18 protein-coding genes are annotated in these 23,908 nt (G+C 51.4%); 16 read left to right on the top strand and 2 right to left on the bottom strand.

What is annotated here, in order from left to right:
* Positions 1–17 precede the first annotated feature (17 nt).
* Both SCARR_RS00540 and SCARR_RS00545 read right to left on the bottom strand, forming a co-directional pair.
* Positions 18–1,100, bottom strand: coding sequence for an IS91 family transposase (locus SCARR_RS00540; RefSeq protein ID WP_136059594.1), 1,083 nt, complete (start codon positions 1,098–1,100; stop codon positions 18–20).
* Positions 1,093–1,974, bottom strand: coding sequence for a site-specific integrase (locus SCARR_RS00545; RefSeq protein ID WP_136059595.1), 882 nt, complete (start codon positions 1,972–1,974; stop codon positions 1,093–1,095). The genes SCARR_RS00540 and SCARR_RS00545 overlap by 8 nt, the downstream gene beginning before the upstream one ends.
* Positions 1,975–2,246: 272 nt before the next feature.
* Between SCARR_RS00545 and SCARR_RS00550 the strand changes: the two genes are divergently transcribed.
* The 16 genes from SCARR_RS00550 to SCARR_RS00625 all read left to right on the top strand — a co-directional run bounded on the left by SCARR_RS00550 (position 2,247) and on the right by SCARR_RS00625 (position 23,906).
* Positions 2,247–3,056, top strand: a complete 810-nt coding sequence (locus SCARR_RS00550; protein WP_136059596.1) for a hypothetical protein — start codon at positions 2,247–2,249, stop codon at positions 3,054–3,056.
* 146 nt (positions 3,057–3,202) lie between these two features.
* Positions 3,203–3,931 (top strand): hypothetical protein, encoded by a 729-nt coding sequence (locus SCARR_RS00555; RefSeq protein ID WP_136059597.1) that lies wholly within the window; start codon positions 3,203–3,205, stop codon positions 3,929–3,931.
* A gap of 78 nt (positions 3,932–4,009) precedes the next feature.
* Entirely contained in the window at positions 4,010–4,333 is a 324-nt protein-coding gene (locus SCARR_RS00560) for a low molecular weight protein tyrosine phosphatase family protein (RefSeq protein ID WP_136059598.1), read from the top strand.
* Entirely contained in the window at positions 4,334–5,017 is a 684-nt protein-coding gene (locus SCARR_RS00565) for a hypothetical protein (protein WP_136059599.1), read from the top strand. It abuts the gene before it with no gap.
* A 947-nt stretch (positions 5,018–5,964) separates the two neighbouring features.
* Complete coding sequence (locus SCARR_RS00570; RefSeq protein ID WP_136059600.1) at positions 5,965–6,600, top strand: hypothetical protein; 636 nt, start codon at positions 5,965–5,967, stop codon at positions 6,598–6,600.
* 609 nt (positions 6,601–7,209) lie between these two features.
* Positions 7,210–8,568: a Gfo/Idh/MocA family protein gene (locus tag SCARR_RS00575; RefSeq protein ID WP_136059601.1), complete on the top strand. Its 1,359-nt coding sequence runs from the start codon at positions 7,210–7,212 to the stop codon at positions 8,566–8,568.
* Positions 8,569–8,668: 100 nt separating this feature from the next.
* Complete coding sequence (locus SCARR_RS00580; RefSeq protein WP_136059602.1) at positions 8,669–9,625, top strand: ThuA domain-containing protein; 957 nt, start codon at positions 8,669–8,671, stop codon at positions 9,623–9,625.
* Between the two features lie 20 nt (positions 9,626–9,645).
* Complete coding sequence (locus SCARR_RS00585; RefSeq protein ID WP_136059603.1) at positions 9,646–10,944, top strand: glycoside hydrolase family protein; 1,299 nt, start codon at positions 9,646–9,648, stop codon at positions 10,942–10,944.
* A 56-nt stretch (positions 10,945–11,000) separates the two neighbouring features.
* Entirely contained in the window at positions 11,001–12,311 is a 1,311-nt protein-coding gene (locus SCARR_RS00590; protein WP_136059604.1) for a glycoside hydrolase family protein, read from the top strand.
* 12 nt (positions 12,312–12,323) lie between these two features.
* Positions 12,324–13,883 carry a sulfatase family protein gene (locus SCARR_RS00595; RefSeq protein WP_136059605.1) on the top strand — a complete coding sequence of 520 codons (1,560 nt, stop codon included), beginning with the start codon at positions 12,324–12,326 and terminating at the stop codon, positions 13,881–13,883.
* Positions 13,884–13,999: 116 nt separating this feature from the next.
* On the top strand, positions 14,000–15,088 hold the full coding sequence (locus SCARR_RS00600) for a glycoside hydrolase family 117 protein (RefSeq protein ID WP_222846112.1): 1,089 nt from the start codon (positions 14,000–14,002) through the stop codon (positions 15,086–15,088).
* Positions 15,089–15,164: 76 nt separating this feature from the next.
* Positions 15,165–17,498 (top strand): HzsA-related protein, encoded by a 2,334-nt coding sequence (locus SCARR_RS00605; RefSeq protein ID WP_136059607.1) that lies wholly within the window; start codon positions 15,165–15,167, stop codon positions 17,496–17,498.
* Positions 17,499–17,711: 213 nt separating this feature from the next.
* Entirely contained in the window at positions 17,712–19,280 is a 1,569-nt protein-coding gene (locus SCARR_RS00610) for a sulfatase family protein (RefSeq protein WP_222846113.1), read from the top strand.
* Positions 19,281–19,294: 14 nt separating this feature from the next.
* Positions 19,295–20,881: a sulfatase family protein gene (locus tag SCARR_RS00615; RefSeq protein WP_136059608.1), complete on the top strand. Its 1,587-nt coding sequence runs from the start codon at positions 19,295–19,297 to the stop codon at positions 20,879–20,881.
* 17 nt (positions 20,882–20,898) lie between these two features.
* Entirely contained in the window at positions 20,899–22,359 is a 1,461-nt protein-coding gene (locus SCARR_RS00620) for an arylsulfatase (protein WP_136059609.1), read from the top strand.
* 26 nt (positions 22,360–22,385) lie between these two features.
* Entirely contained in the window at positions 22,386–23,906 is a 1,521-nt protein-coding gene (locus SCARR_RS00625; RefSeq protein ID WP_136059610.1) for a sulfatase family protein, read from the top strand.
* The last annotated feature ends 2 nt before the right edge of the window (positions 23,907–23,908 follow it).

A 23,908-nucleotide genomic window follows, 5' to 3' on the forward strand; every position in this document is an offset into this window, starting at 1 on the left:
CTGAAACAGTCGGTCTACTAGCCCGTGCCGCGCGGACACGGGATAAACTCACGCCAGCGAATGAGACCGCCGCAGGTTTTGCATTTCCAGGGTTTACGGTGCGGTGGTTTCCCGGGGGGCAGCAACTCGACAAGAATCTCATAGAGCGCGCAGATGAGTTCGCGAATCCGCTCGAGCGGTACGCGGCAGTTGGACGCGAGGAATCCGTAGTGCCGCACCTTCATGAACCCGTGCGGCAGGACGTGCTGAAGATAGCGCCGCATGAACTCGAAAATCTTGAGGCTCATTGTTTTCCAGGCTTTGGAACCGGAAGGTTTGTATTTGAAGGTCACCTCGCCGTCGGCCACGCGGATGATTCGGCTCGGCGCGATGGCCACGCGAAAGACATATTGCGCGAGATACTTGAGCGCCCGCTGGCCGTTGCCGACGTTGCGGACATCGACAACCCAGTCGGGGTTCCACACGCACGGCGGCGCGGCGAGCCCTGCTTGTTTGAGCAGCTCCATGAACTTGGCGCGGTAGATTATCGAGAGCGGTTTGCCATGGATATAAAACTCAGCACCGGAGCTTTTCCATTCGGTCTCGTCTTTTGAGAGCCCGCCGCCGGGCACGATGAAGTGCACGTGCGGATGGTATTCAAGCTGTCGCGTCCACGTGTGCAGGATGCCGGTAAACCCGGCGGTTTCACATCCGACAAAGCGCGGATCTTTCGCCAGCTTTTTCAGAGCGCCGGAGGCCGCTTTGAAGAGCGCGGAATAAGCCGCCTTTTGGTTGGACCGGATCAGCGAGCGGAGTTCCTTGGGCACGGTGAAGGTGATCATGAAATAATTAACCGGCAGCGCCTTCTCAAGCTGCTTGATCAACCACTCATCCGACTTTCCGGCCTGGCAGGTCGGACAGTGCCGGTTGCCGCAGGAGCTGTCGGCATAGTGGCTTTCGCCGCAACCGTCGCACGAAAATGAATGTTGGCCGAAAGCACCGGTGCCGCAGTTGCGGATAGCCCGGATCACCTTCCGATGATTTGAGGGCATGTCCGCACCGAAGCGCGCAAGATAGGCCGCGCCGTGAGTCTGGAAAAGGTTCTGAATGGGATTAGGCATCGTCGAGCCCTCCCATCAGGCGGTTGATGCGCGCGGCGGCATCACTGTTGCCCATGTCGGTGACATGAAGATAGATCATGGTGGTTTCAAGGGAGCTGTGACCGAGATACTGCTGAACAATGCGCAGGTTAACGCCCGCCTCGATCAGATGCGTGGCATAGGAGTGCCGCAGCGTATGAAGCGTAGCGTGTTTTTTTATCTTGGGGAGCTCTTTAAGAATCCGGCGCATCATTTGCTGAACCGACGAGCGGGCCATGGGCGTGGTCGCCGTGCGTCCCTTTTTACGATCACGGCCAAGCGCCTGGAAAAGCAGGGCTTTATTACGATGTGTTTTCCAATATTCAACCAACAGATTATAGGTGGATTTCGGCAAAGGAATATAGCGGTCCTTCCCGCCCTTGCCCTGGCGGACATGGAGTGTCATGCGTTCTTTGCAGATATCATGAACCGTAAGGTTCAGTGCCTCCTGCAGACGCAGGCCGCACGAATACACCGTGGCCAGAAACGCGCGGGCCTGAGGCGTACGTGCCGTGCCCAGAATCAGGCGGACCTCGTTAATGCTAAGAACCGTCGGCGGCGTAGTCAGGCGCTTGATCTTCAGCAGCCGAAGCGTCTCCCAGTCCATCGGGAGAGTGTGGGTATAGAAAAACTTAATCCCGCTGTAGGCAATGCGCATCGTCGATGCACTCCAGCCCTGGTCATTTTTACAATACAGGAAATATTCACGCACCTGCTGTTCCGCGATCTCCTCTGCCGGCACATGCCAGAAGTTGGAGAGTTGGCGCACCGCGCGCGAGTATGATTTTTGTGTACGATCGCAGTAGTCACACAGCTGCATGTCCTCTATCATCTTATTTTGTAATTTGTTGTTCATATCAGCTTCCTTTCGCTCTGTTATGAGGACGCTGAATACGTCCTCTTTCAGAGTGGAAGCTATATGATTAACAGGGATTGTTTAACTGCCGCGCAGCGGCTTACTTGAACCGATCTAAATAACTTCAGAAGGGAAACTCATGCCTCCTAATGAAGCTCCCCGCTGCCAGCAGACGGGGTATCTTCATTACTTGAATACAGACGCCGTAAGCAGCGGGGTAAGGCACCCTCAAACTGCCGAAGTGGCATGTTCATAAAAATGGATTAATACACATGAAAAGAAAATCTAGAATGAAAAATTTACCCTCTCCCATTTCCCTTAAAAAAAACAGATTGCGAAGCCTTGCCGGCAGTTTTGAAAATTGGTTTGACGATGCTGTGGAGCCCAGAATTGCCGAAATGCAAAATGAATCTGCTTCACTTGAGATGAAAATAGATGCCCTCAAAAACAGTTTAACACATGAACAAGTTGACAGAAATGGAGTGTCTGTTGTTGATGGGGGCGAGGCTGAACGGCCTTGTGATGGTGATATCGCTATATATGAGCAGATGGGAGAATTATACTACGATTTTGACATGAATGAAGAGCGACTGCTGTCGGTTGGCAGCATGAGGGTCGTATGCTTATTCAAGGATTTTGAAATTATATTGAAAGATCTCATTGCGGAAGCTTTCTCCGATGTTAACAAGAGGGATTTGTTCCAGTGGGAGAATGTAAAATCCTTTCTAAATAGTAACGGCATTCCCCTTGGTAATGTAATGGAATATGAATCCATTAACTGCCTAAGAACCGTGAATAATAACATCAAGCATTCAGGGGTCATAGATGAGAAGATCAAGAGGCAAGGAATACCTGAGTTCAAAGACAAGGAAATTTTTGATTCGGAATCTGTATCATCGTTCTATTTTAGAATACGGGGGAAACCCGGTGTATTCATGAACGCCTTTGCTGAAGTGTTGATAGCGTACTTATACGAATTCGACGATGCTAGAATAAGCACTATCGCGAGTGACTATAAGGAAAGAATGGATAGTGTGGCTGGCCAAAAACTAATAGATGCTTTAAGTGAGATTTACACGTGAATTATGGCCTATGAACAATAGAATTCAATGCGGCCTCAGACCTGTTTAGACTTTGTCTTATAAAGCTCGCTTGGCTATTAAGAGTTGAGTGAAATACAAAGATGTTTGACATTTATCAATCACCTAAACGCATCATAAGGAATATAATGATAAAGACCATACCCCTTGCAATGTTAATGTCGCTTTCCGTTTTATCGGGATGCACTCATCAATTGGCTATTAAGAATATGGACATGTACCAGAATGTTTCTCTTAATTCACTGAGGCAACCCACGTCGCTTGGGATTAAAGCGGATGTAAAAACAGCAGAAGGAAAGAAGTTTGTTAAAGCGGTCGCTGACTCGCTGGGGAAATACAACGTCCATGCCACGACAGCGATAATGAACGGACATGGAGACGTAGATGCCATTGCGACCATTACGGTAAATTCTGAGTATAAAGGATCGGGGTGGAACTTCCTCATCAATTGGCCTGGATTCTTGATATTTACACCTGCATGGCATGGATATAATTACGAAATTAACCATGACTTCATGGTTTTAATTACAGACGGAAATACAGGGGAAAAGATAAACTCATTTGCTGTTCCCGTTTCTTTGGACATTCGGCACGCATCATTTAATCGTACATGGACTGAAATAGGTTGGCTTGAGTTCGGGATAATACCTTTAATCGGTGGGTTTGTTTTCATAAATTACGACGACAATGTAACCCCGATTGCTCACGAAAAGGCCGCTCCTATTATTGCGGATTACATAGCGCAAGAGATTGTTGAAAACTTGATTGCTGTTGCTGGTGGGAAGAAAGCTAAAAGCATCGCAAGTGAGCAAGCGAGTACGCCTCCCCCTCTGGCTTCTGCAAGTAAAACAGAGTAAGGTTTACCTGCGGTCTGTGATGGCCTTAACGATACGAATGTTGAAGACGTACACATCCGTTTAGGAATAATGCCGATCATGAAAAACATCCTCTTCATATGCAGTCGCAACAGACTGCGCAGCCCTACGGCGGAAACGATCTTCTGTGACCGTCAAGGGTGGTTGGTACGTTCTGCCGGGCTGGCTAAGGATGCCGAGGTTCAGTTGTCGGCAGAGGATTTGGAATGGGCTGATATCGTGTTCGTGATGGAGTCTATGCACCGCAGGAAGCTTAAGGAGAAGTTCGGGGCATCAATAAAGGATCAACGAGTAGTGTGTTTGGGCATTCCGGATAATTACGAGTACATGGATGATGCGTTGATTCGTCTATTGAAGCAGAAGGTTCCGGGATTGGTGGGATAAGTGAAATCAAAGTTACCCGAATTTTCAGACCTGTGCCTACGTGCTATGAAGTGTCGCCATTGCTTTAATCAGATTGGTGTAGAGGCTCCTCTCATTGATATTGCCCAGCCCAGATGGATTGGCAGTGAATACTGGAAAGCGTCTCCGAAGGTATTGATTCTGATGCTCAATCCGGGCAGTGGGGAGAGCCGAAAAGATGATGCTGATACTAGATTTCGGAATCTGCTGCATGCCTATGCCGCCGGTGATGGTGGGCTGGAAGAGATATTTGCCCATCAGGGCGAGGATATTCCCAACTGGGGCAGGGGTAGACTGAGCAAATTCTATCTGGGTGGTTTCGGGTTAGAGTTGGAGAAAATTGCATTCGGCAATATTGCTTGGTGTGCCACCAGAAGGAACAAGTATCCCGCACGAATGCTTTGCCATTGCTTTGAGCAACATACTTCCGCTTTGGTCCGACTGCTTATGCCGGATGTTGTCATTCTTTCGGGAAAGCAAACACATCGCTTTGCAACGGCGATCCGTGAAATGGTTCCGAATGCAAAAGTGATCGAGACAATTCACTATGCACATCGTGGATGCTATGCGGTGCAGAACAGGGAGCTGGCCAGGGTTCGCAAGCTGATTCACTCAGAAGCTTCTGAGGATGTAACGGCCAGTATTATTGGCCCGGATGAAAATTAGGAACCATAATAATGGGACATCACGCTGAAACAAAATGCCTAGATTGCGGCTATACCTTTTGGGAGAGCTACGGAGGTGGATTTACTTTTCATCTGTTGCGCTGTGATCAATGCGGTGACTCGAAGCAGATAGCTTTTGACGAGCTAGGAGAATTGCACCTTCAATACCTCAAAGGGTTGGATGGGTGCTATTGTGTTGCGACTTTGGAATACGATGAATACGTCCGTAAGCATGCCCCGGTTACTTCGATAACAGAAGAGGAGTATCATCGAGGGATTTCGGACTTTGCTGGCCCTTGTGAATGTGGAGGCAGGTACACGGTTGATGGATTGCCCCGCTGTCCAAAATGCAAGTCTACTCGGCTAGAGGAGGGGATGGTTGGGCCGATGTATGATTGAGCGGATATCTATTTGGTTTAAAAGGCATAAAAAAACAGCGCACGGAAGGGGGAGATCCATGCGCTGTTTAAACAGGAAAAAAGAAGAAAACCTGTTTATCAGGGAGTTGTTAGGGTCTTAGACCGTCCTGTCGGAAAATGTTCAAAAATATTCAGGAATGGTTTCATGCGTATGGGCATAAAAAAACAACGCACGGGAAAAGAGGAGAGAAACCCGTACGTTGTTCCAGAGAAGTTAATCAAGTCTCCATGAATTAGACGAGATGTGAGGCGGGGAGTGGACAGAGGACTTTGACAACTCCCGAACACCTACAAAGACTTGGTCAACTAATTCCTCAGTCAAGCCATCCTGAAATCTACAAGGACCAACTGTGGCCGCGTGCAAGACGACTCGAAGCCGGAGCATTATGGGGCATTTTTGCAACTCCTGGAGTGTCTTGTTTTACCCTTGTCAAATCACGCATGGGGAGTACGCTGTTTTGGCGTGTAGCAGCATGCATGGCAGTGCGTAATACAGGCACTTCTATGGGAAACACACTATGGGGAAAGTATGAAAAAACTACTACTGATAATCATCATATCTACGATTGCCAACATTGGTTATTCAGACGACATGCCACCCGAAGTTAAGCGCCTTAAAATCCTACGAGATAAAAAAACAGAAGAGATAGACTCAGCCTACAACCGAGAACTGGACAAGTTGAAAAAGAACTACGCAGCAAATGGAAACTACAAGGCAATAGCGTATATCGAAAACATGCAAATTGTCGCTATTGACGCAAAAGTTCCGGACGCCGGCGAAATTGATCGGAAGCAACGGGCAAAGTTATATTGCAGAGTTCCTGAAACACGGTTCAAAAACGAAGCTAGAGCGGTTCCTGACAGCAATAACTACGTCATCTTCTTCAATATACCTGAAGCATATTCCGACTGGAAGATGACTCTCCGTTCAGCTGAACCACTGGTGTTTAAAGTAAAGGAAGCAGGGATGGTGACACTTGTCACACTTGAGACGGCAAATCGTCAGCTAGATCGTTCCGGCTGGAAGCAGGTAGACTCTTTTTATACTGGAAAGGAAAGCCCGGTTTTTAGATTTCTAATATTGGAAAAGTATTTAGAGGTCGGAGAGTACGAGATCAAAGGGGATGGTAAATGGGGAGCACCACGACTTCTCATTGAGAACTAAAGGTAAAAACTCCTCGGGGGTGTTTTTCCCGTTGTTAAAACTGGAGGTGCGGCCTCTGGTTGATTGGCCATCGTATTTCTGTTCCGTGGCGATCATGCAACGCCCTGACCTTTTGCCCTGACCCTTTGCTTTAACGACCGGTATGACCTGTTGGACGGAAAAATGACGGAGGTTCCTTGCCGCGCATCCGGAAAAGTTTCCAACCTTTGGAACCAGTAGATGCTATGTCTTTACCGCATTTCCAATGTTTGGACGTAGGAAGAACTGGCGATTTTTCATCTTTCCAGTGTTTAGAAGATTACTAGATTACGGGACTGACCCTGTGCCCTGACCCTGTGCCCTGACCCTGTGCCTATTCTGCGCATATAAGTGAACGGTTCTTTGTAGTGTTCTCGTAGCGAAGCGGAGAGAATATCCAAACGCTCCGGGCCCTCTCCGCTTCGCTGCGAAGCGACTACAAAGGTGTATGCGGGAAAATACGGGCTTTCTGTTTCGATGCCGGAGTTCGGCTTGTACATAGTTATGAATGCGGAAAATGCCTGATACAGGTGTGTATTGACATAAACCGCAGGGTTTTGAGTGCAAGTGCGATCTCCAAAGAGGTGAAAGATGAAAACGTCCCGTCGAACTATCGTAAAAACAGGTGCCGTCGCAGCTACTGCGATCCCGCTTTTTTCCATAGGAAAATCCGGTTCGTCAGCCAATAGTAAGCTCAATATTGCCATGATCGGTTGCAGCGGTATCGCCCAGGGGGCGTTTATGGCTGTCAAAGAACACGGTCAAAACGTGGTGGCCATGTGCGATATCGACAGCAATCGCTTCCCGCAGGGGCATGAGGGCACGCCGACCTTTTCGGATTACCGAGTAATGCTCGACAAGATGGGCAAGGAGATTGATGGCGTTGTGGTCAACACCCCGGATCATAATCACTTTCCCGCCACGATCGATGCCATGCAACGCGGCATTCACGTTTTCACGCAAAAGCCATTGACCCACAACATCTGGCAGGCGCGGACCTTAAGAAAGGCCAAGCACAAGTATGGCCTGATGACCTGTATGGGGAATCAGGGGCATACCGGCGAAGGCATCCGTGCTATGCGTGAAATGTATGACGCCGGGGTGTTTGGTCAGGTTAGCGAAGTTCATATGGGACACGCCGGCCCGCAATGGGGCGGAAAATATTTCGAGAAACCGTCCGCGATGCCGCTGGCCAAGCAGCCGATTCCGGGCAATGTGAATTGGGATCAGTGGATCGGGCCGGCTAAATTTACCGAATATAATGAAATCTTCCACCCGCAGACGTGGCGTGGCTTTCTCGATTACGGCACAGGCCAGTTTGGTGATTGGTTCTGTCATACGGCCGATGCCGCGGTATGGACGCTGGATCTGTATGAACCGACGGTCGTTGAATGTGTTGATCGTAAAGAATCGTTGACGGGCATGGCTCCCGACTGGTCGATCGTTCGTTTCGATTTTCCCGCTCGCGGAAACAAGGTGCCCTGTTCCATGTACTGGACGGATGGAACGCTGAATGGTGGCCCCTCAATTAAGAAACCCGATGACTGGGACATGGGCGAAATAAAGGGCGGATCGTATTGGTATGGCGACAAGAACAACGGGTATGTAAACGCCCGATCGACCGGGCCTCGATTAGCAACGAAGGCGGCCCATGTTGAATTTAAGAAAGGCCCCAAAATTGAGAAGACGATTCCTCGTGTAAAAGGCGGCCCCCATATCGAGTGGATGCAGGCGATCAAGGGCGAAGGCCCTGAACCGGGGTCCAATTTTGACTATGCCGCGCCGATGTCTGAAGTTGGTCTTCTCGGCGTGCTAGCCCAACGTTTCGGCGGCCGGATCGAGTGGGACTCGAAAAACATGCGGATCACCAACCGTCCCGAACTCAACGCTTTCGTTAAAGAGCCCGTCCGCAAGGGTTGGGAATATGGCGAGGATCTCTGGAAAAGCTAATAAACAAAACTTTAGACAGGATGACAGGATTAACAGGATCTGTTCCTCCGCAGTGCAAATCCTGTCCATCCTGTAATCCAGTCTAAGAAGGAAGTTCGCAATGAAATCAAAGTTATTCAATCTCGTGGTCGTGGTCGTGGCTGTTGTGCCCTGCCTTGTTCAGGCGGCACCGCTGAAGGCGTTGATCGTTGATGGGCAGAACAACCACAAGGTTTGGCCGAAGTCGACCATCATGATGAAACAGTATCTGGAAGAAACCGGCCTGTTTCAGGTCGATATTGCCCGGACCAAGTTTCTGATGAACAGCACGCTGGAAGCGGATTGGCTGCCTCTTGCCGGCGTTGGTGAAGGCATTGAGGGCAAGGCAAAAACGGACCCGGATTTTAAACCGGATTTCGCAAAGTATGACGTTGTTATTTCCAACTTCGGTTATCACGCCGCGCCGTGGCCGGAGGAAACCCAGGTCGCATTCGAGGACTATGTCCGCAATGGCGGGGGATTTGTTTCTGTCCATGCCGCCGACAACTGTTTCCCAAACTGGAAAGCCTATAACCGGATTATCGGTATTGGCGGCTGGGACGGGCGTACGGAAAAGGATGGCCCTTATATCTATGTTAACAAGCTCGGCGAGGTGGTACGCGATCACACACCGGGTATTGCCGGAAAACACGGCAAGCGTTGCGATTTTCTCGTGACCCTGCGCGAGACGGATCACCCGATCTGCAAGGGGCTGCCGGAAACATGGATGCATGTTTTCGACGAGTGTTACTCCCTGATGCGTGGTCCCGCCGAAGAACTGACGATTCTGGGAACCGCCGAAAGCGCGCTGACGAAACGCGATGAGCCGATGCTGATGACCATCCGGTATCACGAGGGCCGGGTATTCCACACGACACTGGGCCACGATACGCGGGGCTTCGAGTGCGTCGGGTTTATCACGACGCTGCAGCGCGGGGTTGAATGGGCCGCAACGGGGAAGGTCGCCCAGACGGATATTCCAGCAGATTTCCCGAGTGCGGAGGCGATCTCCCGCCGAACTTTTAAACTGAAAAAATAGCATCAACTACAGGAATGATGATGAAACAAACCATAATGATATTGGCTTTATGCACGATGGCCGCTTCGGTCAGGGCAGACTATAAAGAAACCATGGATTCCAACGGTTTGACCCAAAACCTGCAGGCCGATTATGGCTTTGTTGATGACAACGCCGGAAGTGATCAGAGCGCGAAACTGCAGCAGGCGATTGATCAGGTTGCGGAGCAGGGTGGAGGACGTTTGATCCTTCCGAAGGGCGTGTACAGCTTCTCGGGCATCAACCTTAAATCCGGTGTTCACCTGTTGATTGAAAAAGATACCGTGATAAAACCCTGGTGGCCTGACGGTTCGAAAATTGCCGTTTTTGCGATGGATGGAAGTTCCGGTACCGAAGCCGGGTATGTCGAAAATGTCAGCATTCGCGGGTTGGGTGGAAAATTCATTGTTGATTATTCAGAGCGAGGTGCTCGCAAAGGCGAAGGTAGTCGGGTGGTGAACTGCCGTGGTGTGAAAAATTTCCAGATCTCGGATGTCTACGTTAAAGACAGCTTTACAACGTACTGCGCATTCGTCTTTACACCGGTCAAGGATAAGGCCACCCGGGGAAAGGGGGTCTATGGTCCGACCGATGGCCTGGTTAAGAATCTGAAAAACACCGACTCGAGTGCGGGCTATGGACTGGTTCAGATGCACGGCGGAGATACCATACATTTTGAAAATCTCGAAGCCTACGGCGGCGGGGTCACGTTCCGGTTGGAAACCGGGTCCGGGGGTGAGCACGGTGGAATTCATCATATCACCGCAAAGAACATTTATTGCGAAAATGGAATGTCGGCGATGGTGATGGGGCCGCACAGTGCCCAGAACGGAGTGGTTAAAGTGGATGGCGTGACCGCAAAAAGCTGCATGTATGCAGCCATGATGGGGCCGGGCTATGTGGAGACCAAATATCAGGGCAACGATAAATTTAAACCGGGTATATTTGGGAAAGGCAGCACGGTTGAAAACGTTCATGCCATCTTTGGAACCGACGCGGCCATTTCGCTGAAAGAAATCGTCTACGTGCCGAAGAAATATCACAAAGATTTGCGGATCGATAAAAACGACCCCAAGCAGAAACGTATTCGCGGGGCATCTATCGGCGCCGTGCGGGATGCCACCGAAGGCAGCTGGAACCCCATCATCAAAAATGTGACCAGCGAAGGTTTTGAGTACAACAAGGGTGTAATGAAAACGAGCAAGAAAGATCGAGTCAACTGGAAGCAGGTGCTCAAGGGATTGCCCATTGCGGACGAGCTCGAACAGGCACTGAAAAAAGTGCCGAAGAAGAAAAAGTAGGTTCAGTTGGAAACAGTCTGTGCGCTCGTCTTACTAAAACGACAGGGAGAAAAACTATGCATACACGTTTAATTGTTCTGGCCGCTCTTTTGTTGGGCATGAATTCATATGCCGCATACCACGAAACCATGGATCCAAACGGATTGACCAAAAACCTGCAGGCTGATTTTGGTCTGGTGGATGACCATGCAAAAACGGATCAGGGGGCGCTGGTTCAGAAGGCCATTGATGAAACCTCGGCTAATGGCGGGGGCAGGCTTTTTATTCCGAAAGGAACCTACCTTCTTTCAACGGTTAACCTGAAATCCAATGTTCACCTTCTGATCGAAAAAAATACCGTCTTAAAACCTCTGAAAGATCCTGCTTATTTTGGCGAAAGCAAAGGCAAGAAGAAGGGGCTGCTGTTTTATCTGGGCACTGCGGACGAGCGGAAAGGGGACTATCTTGAAAACGTCAGCGTTCGAGGTGTTGGCGGCCACTTTGTTATAGATTATTCCGACTGGGGATACGAAGCGCGTGTACGGGCGTTTATCGTAAAAATTGTGAATAATTTCCTGATTGAAAACGTCTACGTCAAGGATAGCTACACGGTCTATTCCGCCCTCACGTTCGGCCCCGCGAAAAAAGATGGTTCCGATAAATGGAAGATAAACCGCCCGACTGCGGGACTCATACGGAACCTGAAGATCATGGATACCAGTCCGGGCTACGGGCTGGTGCAGATGCACGGCGGGCGCGACTGCCATTTTGAAAATCTCTGGTGCAACGGCGGCGGTGTTTCGCTCCGCCTCGAAACCGGTGCGGGCGGACATTACGGCGGCGTGCATGAGATCACCGGAAAGGACATCTATTGCGAATACGGCATCGCTGCGATGATCTTCGGTCCACACTTTGCCAAGAACGGAGTGGCAAAGATTGAGAATGTAACCGCTAAGAGCTGCGGCTTCGCCATCGATATGGGGCCGGCTTTTGTCAAGAGTCAACTGAAGGATGATCCGGCCTATACGCCGGGCACCTTTGGAGCCGGAACAACGGTGAAGAATATCCGTTGTATTTACGGTGAAAAATCGCCGGTTGGCCGGAAGCACCTCAATTTTATTCCGGAAGCATACTGGAATAAAATCTCGCACGAAAAGACCGGCACGGACTGGGGAAGCTGTCATATGGGACCGAGTGTCGCCGCAGTCATTGATCGTTCCGGCGATGCCTATGACGTGATTTTTGAAAACGTCACGATGGAAGGGTTTCCAGAAGGCTGGAAAAGCACCGTCATTGACGAAGACCGCGTTGACGCGCAGTGGTGGCAAATCATCAGGTTAAAGGAAAACCCGCCCAAGGGTCGAAAAGCAAAGCTGAATTTAAAATAGGGTAATACTCATATGAAAATACATCAAATCATGAGCGGACTGGTTTTAGTTGCGACTGCGGTGCTTGGAGCGCAACAGCCCAACATTGTTTATATCTTGGCCGACGATATGGGGCCGGGCGATGTCTCGTGCTACAACGCCGATGGAAAGTTTAAAACCCCGAACATCGACCGCATGGCGCGTGAAGGCATGCAGTTTATGGATGCCCACACGAGCTCGAGTGTCTGCACTCCGACGCGTTACGGCATCATGACGGGGCGCTATTCCTGGCGTACCTGGCTGAAAGAGGGCGTGCTGGGCGGCCATTCCGATCCGATCATTGAGCAGGGCCGCGAAACAGTAGCCTCTCTCATGAAGAAAGATGGCTATTCCACGGCGCTGATCGGAAAATGGCACCTCGGCATGTCGTGGGAAAACGATGCGCCGGCGAAAGCCAAGCGCGTGACCGCCAAGTATGTGAAGAATCCGAAAATCCCTGTTAAAAACGGTCCCACCACACTGGGCTTCGATTATTATTTTGGGCTTACTTCCTCCCTTGATCACGATCCGCACGCCTACATGGAAAACGACCAGCTGCTGGGTGAACTTTTCCTGACCCAAGGAGGCAAGAAAAGCGACGAGATGAAAAAACTTGGTTTCCCGACCGGACGCCCGGGCTGGGTGGCCAAGGGATTCAAAAATGAAAATGTGCTGAAGGATTTGGCGGCAAAAACCGATGAATGGATTACGGCTCATAAAGAAGATCCGTTTTTTGTCTGCATGACGCTAACCTCGCCGCACAATCCAATCTGTCCCCGTCCGGAGTTTCAGGGAAAAAGCGGCATCGGCCCGCACGGCGATTTTTGCATCGAAACCGACTGGGCGGTCGGCGAAGTATTGAAGACGCTGGATCGGTTGGGGCTGGCCGAGAATACGATCGTAATCTTCACCTCCGATAACGGAACCAACGGCGGTGCAGGAATCGGTGAAATGCAAAAGCTGGGCCACTATTCCAGCTGGATCTATCGCGGAGCGAAGCGGTCGATTTTTGAAGGCGGACACCGCATGCCTTTTGTCGTCCGCTGGCCGGAGGGGATCAAAGCCGGTTCGGTTGATAAACAGCTGATTTGCACCACCGATCTGATCGCGACTCTCGCTGAATTGAGCGGCCAAAAGCTGGCGGACAAGGCCGGCGAAGACAGTGTCAGCTTCCTCCCAGCCATGAAGGGCGAAGCGATCCCCGGCGAGAAAGACCGGCTGATCGTTCATCACGACTCCCTTGGTTTCTACGCGGCACGTAAAGGGAAGTGGAAGCTGATCATGGACTACACCCAGGGGAAAGGCGAAGGAGCGATGAAAAAGCAGGAGCCGATCAAAGATGCAACACCCACGCTGCTGTTTGATATGGATAAGGACCCCGGCGAAACCGTTAACCTGATCCAACAGTACCCCGAAATGGCGGAAGCGCTGAAAAAAGAGTTGGCGATGGTAATCAGCAATGGCCGCAGCACACCCGGCCCGAAGGGAGTGAACGATGCTCCATGGCCCGGTGAAACCTGGCATCAGATCGATGCATTGAAAGAGTATATGTAATCATGAGAGGTAAACTTCTACTCTTTGCATTACTTCCGCTTTTCTTACTCACTGTTTTGGGGGGTTGTAAATCTCAACCCGTTTTTCCGTTTTATCCGCCGAAGGAAAAACCGGACATGGAACTCAGTGCGGCGCTGGAGCGTTACTATGAGACCTATAATGGGGAGCGCCCTGAAATCAATGAGCTGTATTCCCAATTCAGATACACCGAATTAAAAGGTCTCGATTATAACAACCACGATGGAACCATTATTCGGCGTGATCCGACCAAAGTAATTTTTGCGGATGGCGTGTTCCACGTTTGGTATACATGCCGGAAGTCTGCAAAACCGCAGAACGGGTGTAACAACTGCGATATTTGGCACGCGACATCAAAGGATGGATTTACATGGGAAGAGCAGGGCGTTGCTGTTTCCCGTCCAGTCCAGCCGCTTCCGGGATGGTTCTCTGTCCTTACGCCCGACATTCTGGAGTGGGAAGGAAAATATTATCTCTACTATCAGGCCTTCGGTGATGAAAGCGGGAAGCATAAACAAAGCCCCGTGATGGTCTCAACTGCTGATGCTCCTGATGGCCCTTGGACTTCGCATAATGAAATCATCGTTCCGAGGGGGGCTGAAGGCGAATGGGATCATCATTGTATCCATGATCCCTATCTATTGGTTTACAGGGATAAGATCCACTTGTACTACAAATGTGACTTTGGCGGCACCAGCCATGCCGATTTCATACGGATGCATGGATTGGCAACTGCCGATAATCCTTTGGGGCCATTTGTAAAGCACCCGTTAAACCCGATCATGAATTCTGGGCACGAAACAACCTTGTTTCCTTTTAAAGAAGGCATTGCCGCTTTCGCTATTGCGGATGGCAATGAACGATCTACCATTCAATATGCAGAAGACGGGGTGAATTTTAATATTGCTGCGACAGTTGCTCTGATACCGCACGCCGCGGGCCCCTTTGTGCCCGACGCTTTCACCAATGCCGATTATGGGCGGGGAATAACCTGGGGACTGAGCTTTACCTACCCGAGGGAGAATATAAAAAGCCGTATGTTGGTTCGGTTTGATTGCGACCTAAGTCTTGATGTGGACGACCCGAAGATGAAAGCACGTCCCGGGATGCATGATGCAGAATATCTCTTTGGGCATGGCCTGAACGAAGAGCAACGCAGGGAACGGCTGCGTCAGGGAGAACGCTGAACGTCACAATTTGGCGGGCATCTGTTTCGTCTAGCGTATTTCCACTGTATATAGAATAAACAGGTATTGGGGAATTATGAGGTCGAAAGTTCTTTTTGCAGCAGTGGCATGGCTTATTTACAGTACGCATGCACAGGTGCCGGAGTTGGGCAATGCGTTTAATCCGGATGCGGCGAAGTTGCTGATGGAGCAGGGGATAGATCGGTTGGTATTTATCAAACGCAAGACGTTGGATGGAAACCACTATTATACGGAATATGTAAACAGTTCCTGGCTGCCCGGCGGAAATATCTGCGTGCTGGATTTGAAAACCGGTGCCGTTCGCGAGGTGGTTCCTGAGCTGAACGGAGGCGTGTTCAACCGGTTCGATGTCTCGTACGACGCGAAGAAGATTGTTTTCGACTATAAAAAGAGCAAGAAAACCGGCTACCGTATCTATGAGGTGAACGTGGATGGGACAGACCTCCATCAGCTTACGTTCGATGCGGCGGATGAAGCCCGGCTGGTTGAACTCTACGGCTCGAAAAATTATCACCACGGCACCGACGATATGCATCCGTGCTATCTTCCGGATGGCGGAGTCGCCTTTGTTTCAACCCGCGTGCAACAGGGCATCCTATGCAATAAACCCGACGCCTTTACCACCAAGGTGATGTATCGGATGGAGGCCGACGGTTCCAATCTTCGGAAACTGAGCAACAATGTGGTGAGCGAGGCCGCCCCCGTGATGATGCCGGACGGCCGCATTCTCTACCACCGCTGGGAATACAACGACAAGGCTTCGGGCAATGCGAAATGCCTCTGGGCCATGCATCCGAACGGAACCGGTTCGGTGGAGATCTACGGCAATACGCTGACTCAGCCCGACACGTTGATCTACGGACGGTCGGTTCCGGGCCGGGCCAACAAGTTCCTGGCGTTGGTGAGCAGCCATACCGGCCCGAACAATGCAATCGGTTCAGTGGTCATGATCGATACGGAAAAGAATATCCGAACCCGCGAGCCGTTGAGCTACATCACAAAGGATGTCGATGCGCCGGACCACAAAGGGTTTTCTTTCCTGGTGGATGGCGAGTGGGTGGAAGACGATACCGGGATTCCCGGCCGCCTGTTCAAGGATCCGTACCCGGTCAGCGATAAACTGTTCATTGTTTCTCACAAGCCCAAGGGGTTCAAATGGAACGATCCGAATGCGTATGACCTCTATCTGCTCAACGCCGATGGCGAAACCATGCCGCTTTTCCAAACATCGGAAATCTCCTGCTGGCATCCGCTTCCGCTCGTTGCCCGTGAAAAGCCGTCCACCGCCGCGCCCTCGCTTGATCCACGGTTGGCTGCGGAAAACATGGCGGAATGCATTGTGGCCGATGTCTATGTCGGGATGCCGGGCGTGGAGCGCGGCACCATCAAGTATTTGCGCATCATGGAGCAGGTCGGCCGTCCGTGGGCGGCGCGCACCCGATGGCAAGGCGACGTTGAAGGTTCCGCGCACACGGCCGTTGGCTCGGGGCACGTCGGCATCAAGGTTCAGTGGGGCGTTGTCCCCGTTGAGGAGGATGGCTCCGCCTACTTCAAGGTGCCTGCGGTCCGCAACATCTATTTCCAAGCTTTGGATGAAAACCATATGATGGTCCAGACCGAACGCACTTTTATCAACTACATGCCCGGCGAAAGGCGCAGCTGCATTGGTTGCCACGAAACGCCGGACATGGCGCCGGCGCCCGCCGCGGCCTTTGCTTCGCCCTTGGCGCTCCGCCGTGCTCCGTCGGAAGCGCAGCCGCAGCCGGGCGACGACCGCCCTGAAAAGGTAATCGACTATATGACACAGGTTCAGCCCGTTTGGAACAAGCATTGCGTATCGTGTCACAGTGGGGATAAGCCAAAGGGCGGCCTGGACCTCAGCGACGAAATTACGCGTATGTTTGTGACCTCCTATGAAAACCTGATGTCGACTAAGAGCAAAGGAAAGAATGCATTGGTCGGGGAATATCAGAGTACGCGGGAAGTGGCGACCAGCGACATTTCATATCGCGAATCCTATCACTCCGGCTCGCACACTGCTCCGTTGGTTTCGGTGCTGAGCAATGGGCGGGTAACGCCGCGTTTTCCAGACGTTGAAAACATTGCGCCGAAGCTGGCGAAGGCCCATAAGGATGTGAAGCTCAGTCAGGCCGAATTTGTTGCCGTGGTCAACTGGATCGACAGCTTCGGGCAGTTCTACCCGTCGTACTGGGGGCTGAAGAATATCGGCTACAAGGATCAAGCTTTTTTCCGTCCTGAAGTGACGTTCGAAGAGACCCTGAGCGCAGAGGTTCCGAAGCGCTTCAAAAAGCTGTTTGAAGATCCGCCAACGGGAATCAAAACCGTGCCGCGTCCGCAGGCCGCCAAAAAGAAAAAAAAGAAAAGCTAGGGTGATGGGCATGAAGCAAGAATGTCTTCGCCGGGCTCCAGAGAGAAAAATCCCGCGGCAAAAGCAGCAACGAAGACAAAAAATGCGGGAAAAGGCCAAGAAGGGAAAACGCGTTGCAGAGAAAAGGGCGGACGCAAGTTGCCACCGTTTGGAAGTCCGGTAGGCATCCGTTCCAACCATTGGAAAGAAGTGAATCATAATAGAGGAAATCGTATGAACCGAAACAAACTGCTTGTGTTTATTCTGATGGGTTGCGTGCTGTCCGGCATATGCTTAAAATCCATTGCGGCAGAGCGTCCGAATATTGTTTATATTCTAGCTGATGACATGGGGATTGGTGATGTCTCCACCTATAATCCCGAGGGTAAAATTCCCACCCCGAATATTGACGGAATGGCCCGCGCGGGCATGAAGTTCATGGATGCGCATACCGGGTCATCTGTCTGTACTCCGACCCGGTATGGCATCATGACAGGCCGCTATGCCTGGCGTACTCATTTAAAACAGGGAGTGCTTAACAGTTACAGCGCTCCGCTTATCGATCCGTCGCGCGAAACAGTCGCTTCTTTTTTAAAGAAACAGGGCTATAAAACCGCCTGTATCGGGAAATGGCATCTGGGCATTCAGTGGACCAGCAAAGAAGGCCCGGGTGGACGTACCGGCGGAAAGTATACTGATTTTTCAAAGCCGCTCATAAGCGGGCCGCAGGATGTGGGATTTGATGATTATTTCGGCATTGCGGCATCGCTCGATATGAATCCGTACGCATTTATTGACGGGAGGTTCGTTCAGGGTGAACTCGTGCTGACCGAAAGCCATGAGGAATTAAAACAGCTAGGGCTGGTTCCCGTGCGTCCCGGCTGGGTAGCAAAAGGTTTTGCCCAGGATGAGGTGCTTTCAACAATCACACATAAAACCTGCGATTGGATCCGCCAAAATGCGAATCAACCTTTCTTTGTTTATATGCCGTTGAATTCGCCGCATGGACCGATTGTTCCTCGTGATGAATTCAAGGGGAAAAGCGGTCTCAATCCACATGGCGATTTTTGCATGGAAACGGACTGGGCGGTTGGCGAAGTGCTGAAAACACTCGCGGAGCTTGGGATTGCGGACAACACCATGGTTGTCTTTACGACGGATAATGGAACGTCGCCGGGGGCCAAGGTGAAGGATATGCAGGCGAAGGGGCATTATTCGAGTTGGATCTACCGCGGACTGAAGGGAACCATTTGGGAAGGCGGACATCGGGTTCCGTTTGTCGTTCAGTGGCCCAATGAGGTTAAGGCCGGAGTGGTGGAAACCCAGGCAATTTGTTTAACGGACCTGTTGGCCACTTGCGCCGACCTGTCTGATCGGAAACTTCCGGACCAGGCAGGTGAGGACAGTGTCAGCTTTCTGCCTGCATTGAAAGGACAGGCGATTCCCGGGCAGAATGACCGCATGATCGTGCATCATTCCGACAAAGGCTTCTTTGCTGTACGACGCGGCAAGTGGAAGCTCATGTTAGATAACAAGGGCGGCTCGCGCAGACAGAATCCAAAGGAGAAAAATAATCCGGTCATTAACAGTGCCGATATCCTTCTCTTTGATATGGAAAAGGATCAGATTGAGTCCACAAACCTTTCTGCAGAATACCCGGAAGTGGTTACATCTCTGATGCAGGAGCTCGCAGCAATCATTCAGAAAGGACGCAGTACGGCCGGTGCTCAGCAATCGAACGATCCGCTCCTGGAAGGTGTGACTTGGGCGCAGCTTGAAAAACTTAAACCGTATCTTAAATAATGAGGGAAATTAAAATGAGCAAAACCTTGTTGAACCTGCTGCTGGGCTATGCCCTGACTGGAATATTTGTACAGCACGCTGTTGCTGAAAAAAGACCGAATATCGTTTGGTTTTTTTCGGATGACCATTCTTATCAAACCATCGGTGCATACGGAGGGCGGCTGGCTTCGTTGAACCCAACGCCGAATCTGGACAAGCTGGCGCGCGAGGGGATGCGGTTCGACCGCTGCTATGTCGGCAACTCCATTTGTTGTCCGAGCCGTGCCACGATGCTGACCGGCAAGCACAGCCACGCAAACGGCATTCTCGCGAACAGTAAAAATTTCAACCATGACCAGTGGCAGTTCCAGAAAGACCTTCAAAAGGCCGGCTACGCAACCGCACTGATTGGCAAAATGCATATGAATGGACCATGGCAGGGCTTTGACTACTGGGCCGTGCTGCCGGGGCAGGGTGACTACGATGATCCGCGCTTCATTACCAGCGACCAAGGTGAAATCCGGGAAAAGGGTTATGTTTCCGATGTAATCACCGATAAAGCGGTGAACTGGCTGAAAAACGATCGCGACCCGAATAAGCCGTTTATGCTGATGGTCCACCATAAGGCGCCGCACCGGAAATGGAAAATCAAGGAAGAGTACAAGGATCTGTACGAGGACGTCTTTATCCCCGAACCCGATAACCTGTTCGATGACTATTCCACGCGCGGAGTCGCGGCAAGTGGGCAGGCCATGGAAGTTGACCGGCACATGGAAATGCCGACGGACTTAAAAGTCAGTGAGCGCTATGCCAATGATCCCAGATATAAAGTGCGTAATGAGTGGTTTGCGCAACATCAGCCAACCGGCAAGGAGCTGGTGAAGTGGAAATACCAACAGTATCTCAAAGACTATCTGCGCTGCGTTTGGAGTGTGGATGTGAACGTGGGGCGCATGATGGATGAGCTGAAGGCGATGGGCCTCGATAAAAACACCATCGTCATGTATTCGTCCGATCAGGGCTTCTACATGGGCGAACACGGCTGGTTCGACAAGCGCTTCATGTACGAGGAGTCGTTCCGGACGCCGTTGCTTGCCTGGTGGCCGGGCAAAATCAAAGCGGGCTCGGTCAACAGCGACTTGGTTCAGAACATTGACTTTGCCAGCACCTTTCTTGATCTGGCGGGCGTGAAAGCGCCGGAAGAGGTACACGGCGAAAGTATTGTGCCGCTGCTAAAAGGGGAGACGCCGGACGATTGGCGCAAGTCGCTTTATTATCACTACTACCAGTATGGCAGTCACGGCGGCGCCCACTGTGTTCGTCGTCACGAAGGCGTGTTTGACGGTCGCTGGAAGCTGATCCGATTTTACGGAACCCACGTGCCGAACGGCGAGGAGTTTGAACTCTACGACCTGCAGAACGATCCGACCGAAATGAACAACATCTACAACCATCCGGAAAACAAGGCACAGATCGAACGGCTGAAAAAGGAACTCGCCAACTTGATCGAACAATATGATGTTCCTGATGATGTGGTGGCCAATTCAGGCGGTGTTGCGCCTCCCGAACTGACGCTTCCGAAGTCGAAAATGAAGCTGTTGAAAGCTAAGAAACAGAAGTAACCAGTCAGGATCATGCTATGAAATCAACATTATCAATTGTTGCGGTTCTTCTGTTGGGCTTCTCTGTTCAGGGGAAGCCGCTGAAAGATTCCCGCCCCAATATCATTTTTGTAATGACCGATGACCAGGGCATGAACCTGTCGTATATGGGACACTATGAAATCCAGACACCGCACATTGACACGTTTGCGCAGAAGGCGTTGCGGTTCAGAAACTACTATGTGAGTCCGAACTGCGCGCCGACGCGCGCGGCCATTATGAGCGGGGTGCACGAGTTTCGCGCGGCCGTCACGGCGACGCATGCAGAGTGTGAGCGGATGGCTCTGGATCTGACCACCTTCCCGCAGCTGCTTCAGAGATCAGGTTATGAAACGGGATTGTTCGGTAAGTGGCATCTCGGCGATATCGATGCGTATCTGCCGCAGAACCGTGGGTTTTCGGAAGTGTTGATGCACGGAGCCGGTGGAATCGGTCAGCGTGAAGAAGGGGTTGAAGTAACAAGCTATGCCGATTTTCCACCCAATGTGGAACGCAGGAAAGACTGCTATTTCGATCCGGTTTTGCTGCATAACGATACAATTGTGCAGACCAAAGGCTATTGCACAGACATCTTTTTCCATGCTGCGCTGGCCTGGATGAGAGACTTGCATGCAAAAAAGAAACCGTTCTTTGCCTATATCTCCACCAACACCCCGCACTCGCCTCTGATTGCACCGGAAGAAAACCTGCAACGCCAGCTCGATCGCGGCATGGTAAAGTCCAACAAGCGCTGGGGCATGATCGAGAACATCGATGACAACTTTGGCGTCATGATGGCCAGGCTCGAAGAGTGGGGCATGCTCGACAACACGATTGTGATTTTTACCACCGATAACGGTGCGCCGCACAAAGGCCTCGATCCGAAATTTAAAGCAGGACATAAGACCGGCAAGGGCACTCCGTATGAGGGCGGGGTGCATGTGCCGATGTTCTGGCAATGGAAAGGCCGTCTGAAGGAGGACGGGGATATTGCCGCGCTTACGGCACAGGTCGATCTCTACAAAACCTTTTGCGAACTGACCGGTGCCGATGTGTCTGCCGTCGGTCAGCAACTCGAAGGCCGCTCGCTGCTTCCGCTGCTGGAAAATCCGCAAGCTGAATGGGAGCCGCGCATCTTGCAGACGCACCGCGGAAACCTGGGTAAAGATCCGCAAAAAGCGGCCGATAAAATGTGGTCGGTGCGCACGGATCGCTGGCGTCTGGTCGGACGGGAGCTCTACGACCTCGAAAAAGATCCGTATGAAGAAGCGGATGTTGCCGCCCTGCATCCGGAGGTTGTGGAGCGTCTAAGCAAGTCCCACTTTGAATGGTTCGATGCCATGCTGCCGTACATGATCAATCAGAACAATACATGGGAGGGCGATGCGCCCATGGAAATTCTCTACAACAAACAGAAAATGGAAAAGGGCATTCCGGAGTGGATGCCGGAAGAAATTTAATAGGTAACCGCGGAGAGAAAAATAGTATGTTCAGACTAAAAAGCTTGTTGTTAATTCTTGCGATTGGATCGGGTGCGATGGCGGCAGAGCGCCCGAATATTGTTTTTCTCTTTTCCGACGATCAGACTATCGGTGCGATGGGATGCTACGGCAACAAGGAGATTATTACACCGAACCTCGATCAGCTGGCGCGGGATGGCGTGCGGTTTTTAAACCACTACAACACGACTTCAATCTGCATGGCCAGCCGAGCCTGTGTAATGACGGGGCTTTACGAATACCGTCATGGCTGCAATTTCGGGCACGGCGATTTGGAACGGCGGATATTTGAAGCCTCCTACACGGCGCGGTTGCGCAAAGCGGGATACTTTACAGGTTTCGTGGGAAAGATCGGGTTCGAAATCCAGGATGAAGATTTTGATGTGTTCGACCAGGAATTCGATGTGTTTGCCGGCGGGCCATCACAAACCTCGTACAATACCGCGAAAAACAAACGCTATGCCCGGTATGCGGAACAGTATCCGCATGCTTCTCGCGCTTGCGGTGCGTGGGGACAGGATTTCATTAAAACCGCGAAGGCGAGCGGAAAACCGTTCTGCATGAGCGTCAGCTTCAAGGCTCCGCATATGCCGTTCACACCGGACCCGATCGATCTGAAACTCTATGAGTCGGTCAAGATCTTCAAGCGCCCGGCCAACTTCGGTGTGGACAACGCCGCGCACCTTTCGCCGCAGTCCCAGACCGGCCGGCAGGCAAAGATTTATCGGGATTGGGTGAACAATTATGATGAAACCGTCCGCAAATATTATGCGCTGATCACGGGCGTCGATGCCGCCGTTGGAATGATCCGAGAGGGGCTGGAACGTGAAGGGGTGGCGGAAAACACCGTGATCATTTTCACATCCGACAACGGCTACAACAGCGGTTCGCACGGGTTTGGTGGAAAGGTGCTTCCGTACGAGGAAGGGTCCAAGTCGCCGCTGATTATCTACGATCCGCGTCAGCCGGAAACGCAGGCGGGACTGGTAAGCGAGGCTGTAACTGCGAACGTCGATATGGCCGCCACGATTTTTGCCTTGTCCGGCGTTGCGGCGCCGGAAGAGCTCGACGGGAAGGACCTTCTGCCGCTGCTGAGCAATCCGTCGGCGCGGGTGCGCGATGCGTTGCCGCTGTTTAATTTTTGGGGTCCGGCCTCCTGCCAGTCGATGGCGATTGTTACACCGGAGTGGAAATATATCCATTGGTACTCCGAAGACAAGGGCATGAAAACGACCGACGAACTGTTCCACCTGGCGAAGGATCGCATCGAAATGAAGAACGTGGCGGGCAATCCCGAAAACGCGGATGTGTTGGCGAAAATGCAGAAGGCTTATGACGTCGAACTGGCTGCGATTTCCTCCTCATTTGTTCCGAACCACAATTATGATGCGTTCGGGAAGGTCTTTGGCCGTTCGCTGTTGTGGGATGCCAAAAAGGATCTGGTAAAGGCCTATTCTGGACGGGTGCAAAAGGACTCTTCAGGAAAAAAACCGAAGAAGGACAAGTGATC

Origin of the sequence: Pontiella sulfatireligans, from assembly GCF_900890705.1 — a bacterium.
Taxonomy (GTDB): Bacteria; Verrucomicrobiota; Kiritimatiellia; order Kiritimatiellales; family Pontiellaceae; genus Pontiella; species Pontiella sulfatireligans.

Coding starts and splice junctions, on each gene's coding strand:
- SCARR_RS00540 (WP_136059594.1), bottom strand. CDS start 1,100: ATGCCTAATCCCATTCAGAACCTTTTCCAGACTCACGGCGCGGCCTAT.
- SCARR_RS00545 (WP_136059595.1), bottom strand. CDS start 1,974: ATGAACAACAAATTACAAAATAAGATGATAGAGGACATGCAGCTGTGT.
- SCARR_RS00550 (WP_136059596.1), top strand. CDS start 2,247: ATGAAAAGAAAATCTAGAATGAAAAATTTACCCTCTCCCATTTCCCTT.
- SCARR_RS00555 (WP_136059597.1), top strand. CDS start 3,203: ATGATAAAGACCATACCCCTTGCAATGTTAATGTCGCTTTCCGTTTTA.
- SCARR_RS00560 (WP_136059598.1), top strand. CDS start 4,010: ATGAAAAACATCCTCTTCATATGCAGTCGCAACAGACTGCGCAGCCCT.
- SCARR_RS00570 (WP_136059600.1), top strand. CDS start 5,965: ATGAAAAAACTACTACTGATAATCATCATATCTACGATTGCCAACATT.
- SCARR_RS00575 (WP_136059601.1), top strand. CDS start 7,210: ATGAAAACGTCCCGTCGAACTATCGTAAAAACAGGTGCCGTCGCAGCT.
- SCARR_RS00580 (WP_136059602.1), top strand. CDS start 8,669: ATGAAATCAAAGTTATTCAATCTCGTGGTCGTGGTCGTGGCTGTTGTG.
- SCARR_RS00585 (WP_136059603.1), top strand. CDS start 9,646: ATGAAACAAACCATAATGATATTGGCTTTATGCACGATGGCCGCTTCG.
- SCARR_RS00590 (WP_136059604.1), top strand. CDS start 11,001: ATGCATACACGTTTAATTGTTCTGGCCGCTCTTTTGTTGGGCATGAAT.
- SCARR_RS00595 (WP_136059605.1), top strand. CDS start 12,324: ATGAAAATACATCAAATCATGAGCGGACTGGTTTTAGTTGCGACTGCG.
- SCARR_RS00600 (WP_222846112.1), top strand. CDS start 14,000: ATGGAACTCAGTGCGGCGCTGGAGCGTTACTATGAGACCTATAATGGG.
- SCARR_RS00605 (WP_136059607.1), top strand. CDS start 15,165: ATGAGGTCGAAAGTTCTTTTTGCAGCAGTGGCATGGCTTATTTACAGT.
- SCARR_RS00610 (WP_222846113.1), top strand. CDS start 17,712: ATGAACCGAAACAAACTGCTTGTGTTTATTCTGATGGGTTGCGTGCTG.
- SCARR_RS00615 (WP_136059608.1), top strand. CDS start 19,295: ATGAGCAAAACCTTGTTGAACCTGCTGCTGGGCTATGCCCTGACTGGA.
- SCARR_RS00620 (WP_136059609.1), top strand. CDS start 20,899: ATGAAATCAACATTATCAATTGTTGCGGTTCTTCTGTTGGGCTTCTCT.
- SCARR_RS00625 (WP_136059610.1), top strand. CDS start 22,386: ATGTTCAGACTAAAAAGCTTGTTGTTAATTCTTGCGATTGGATCGGGT.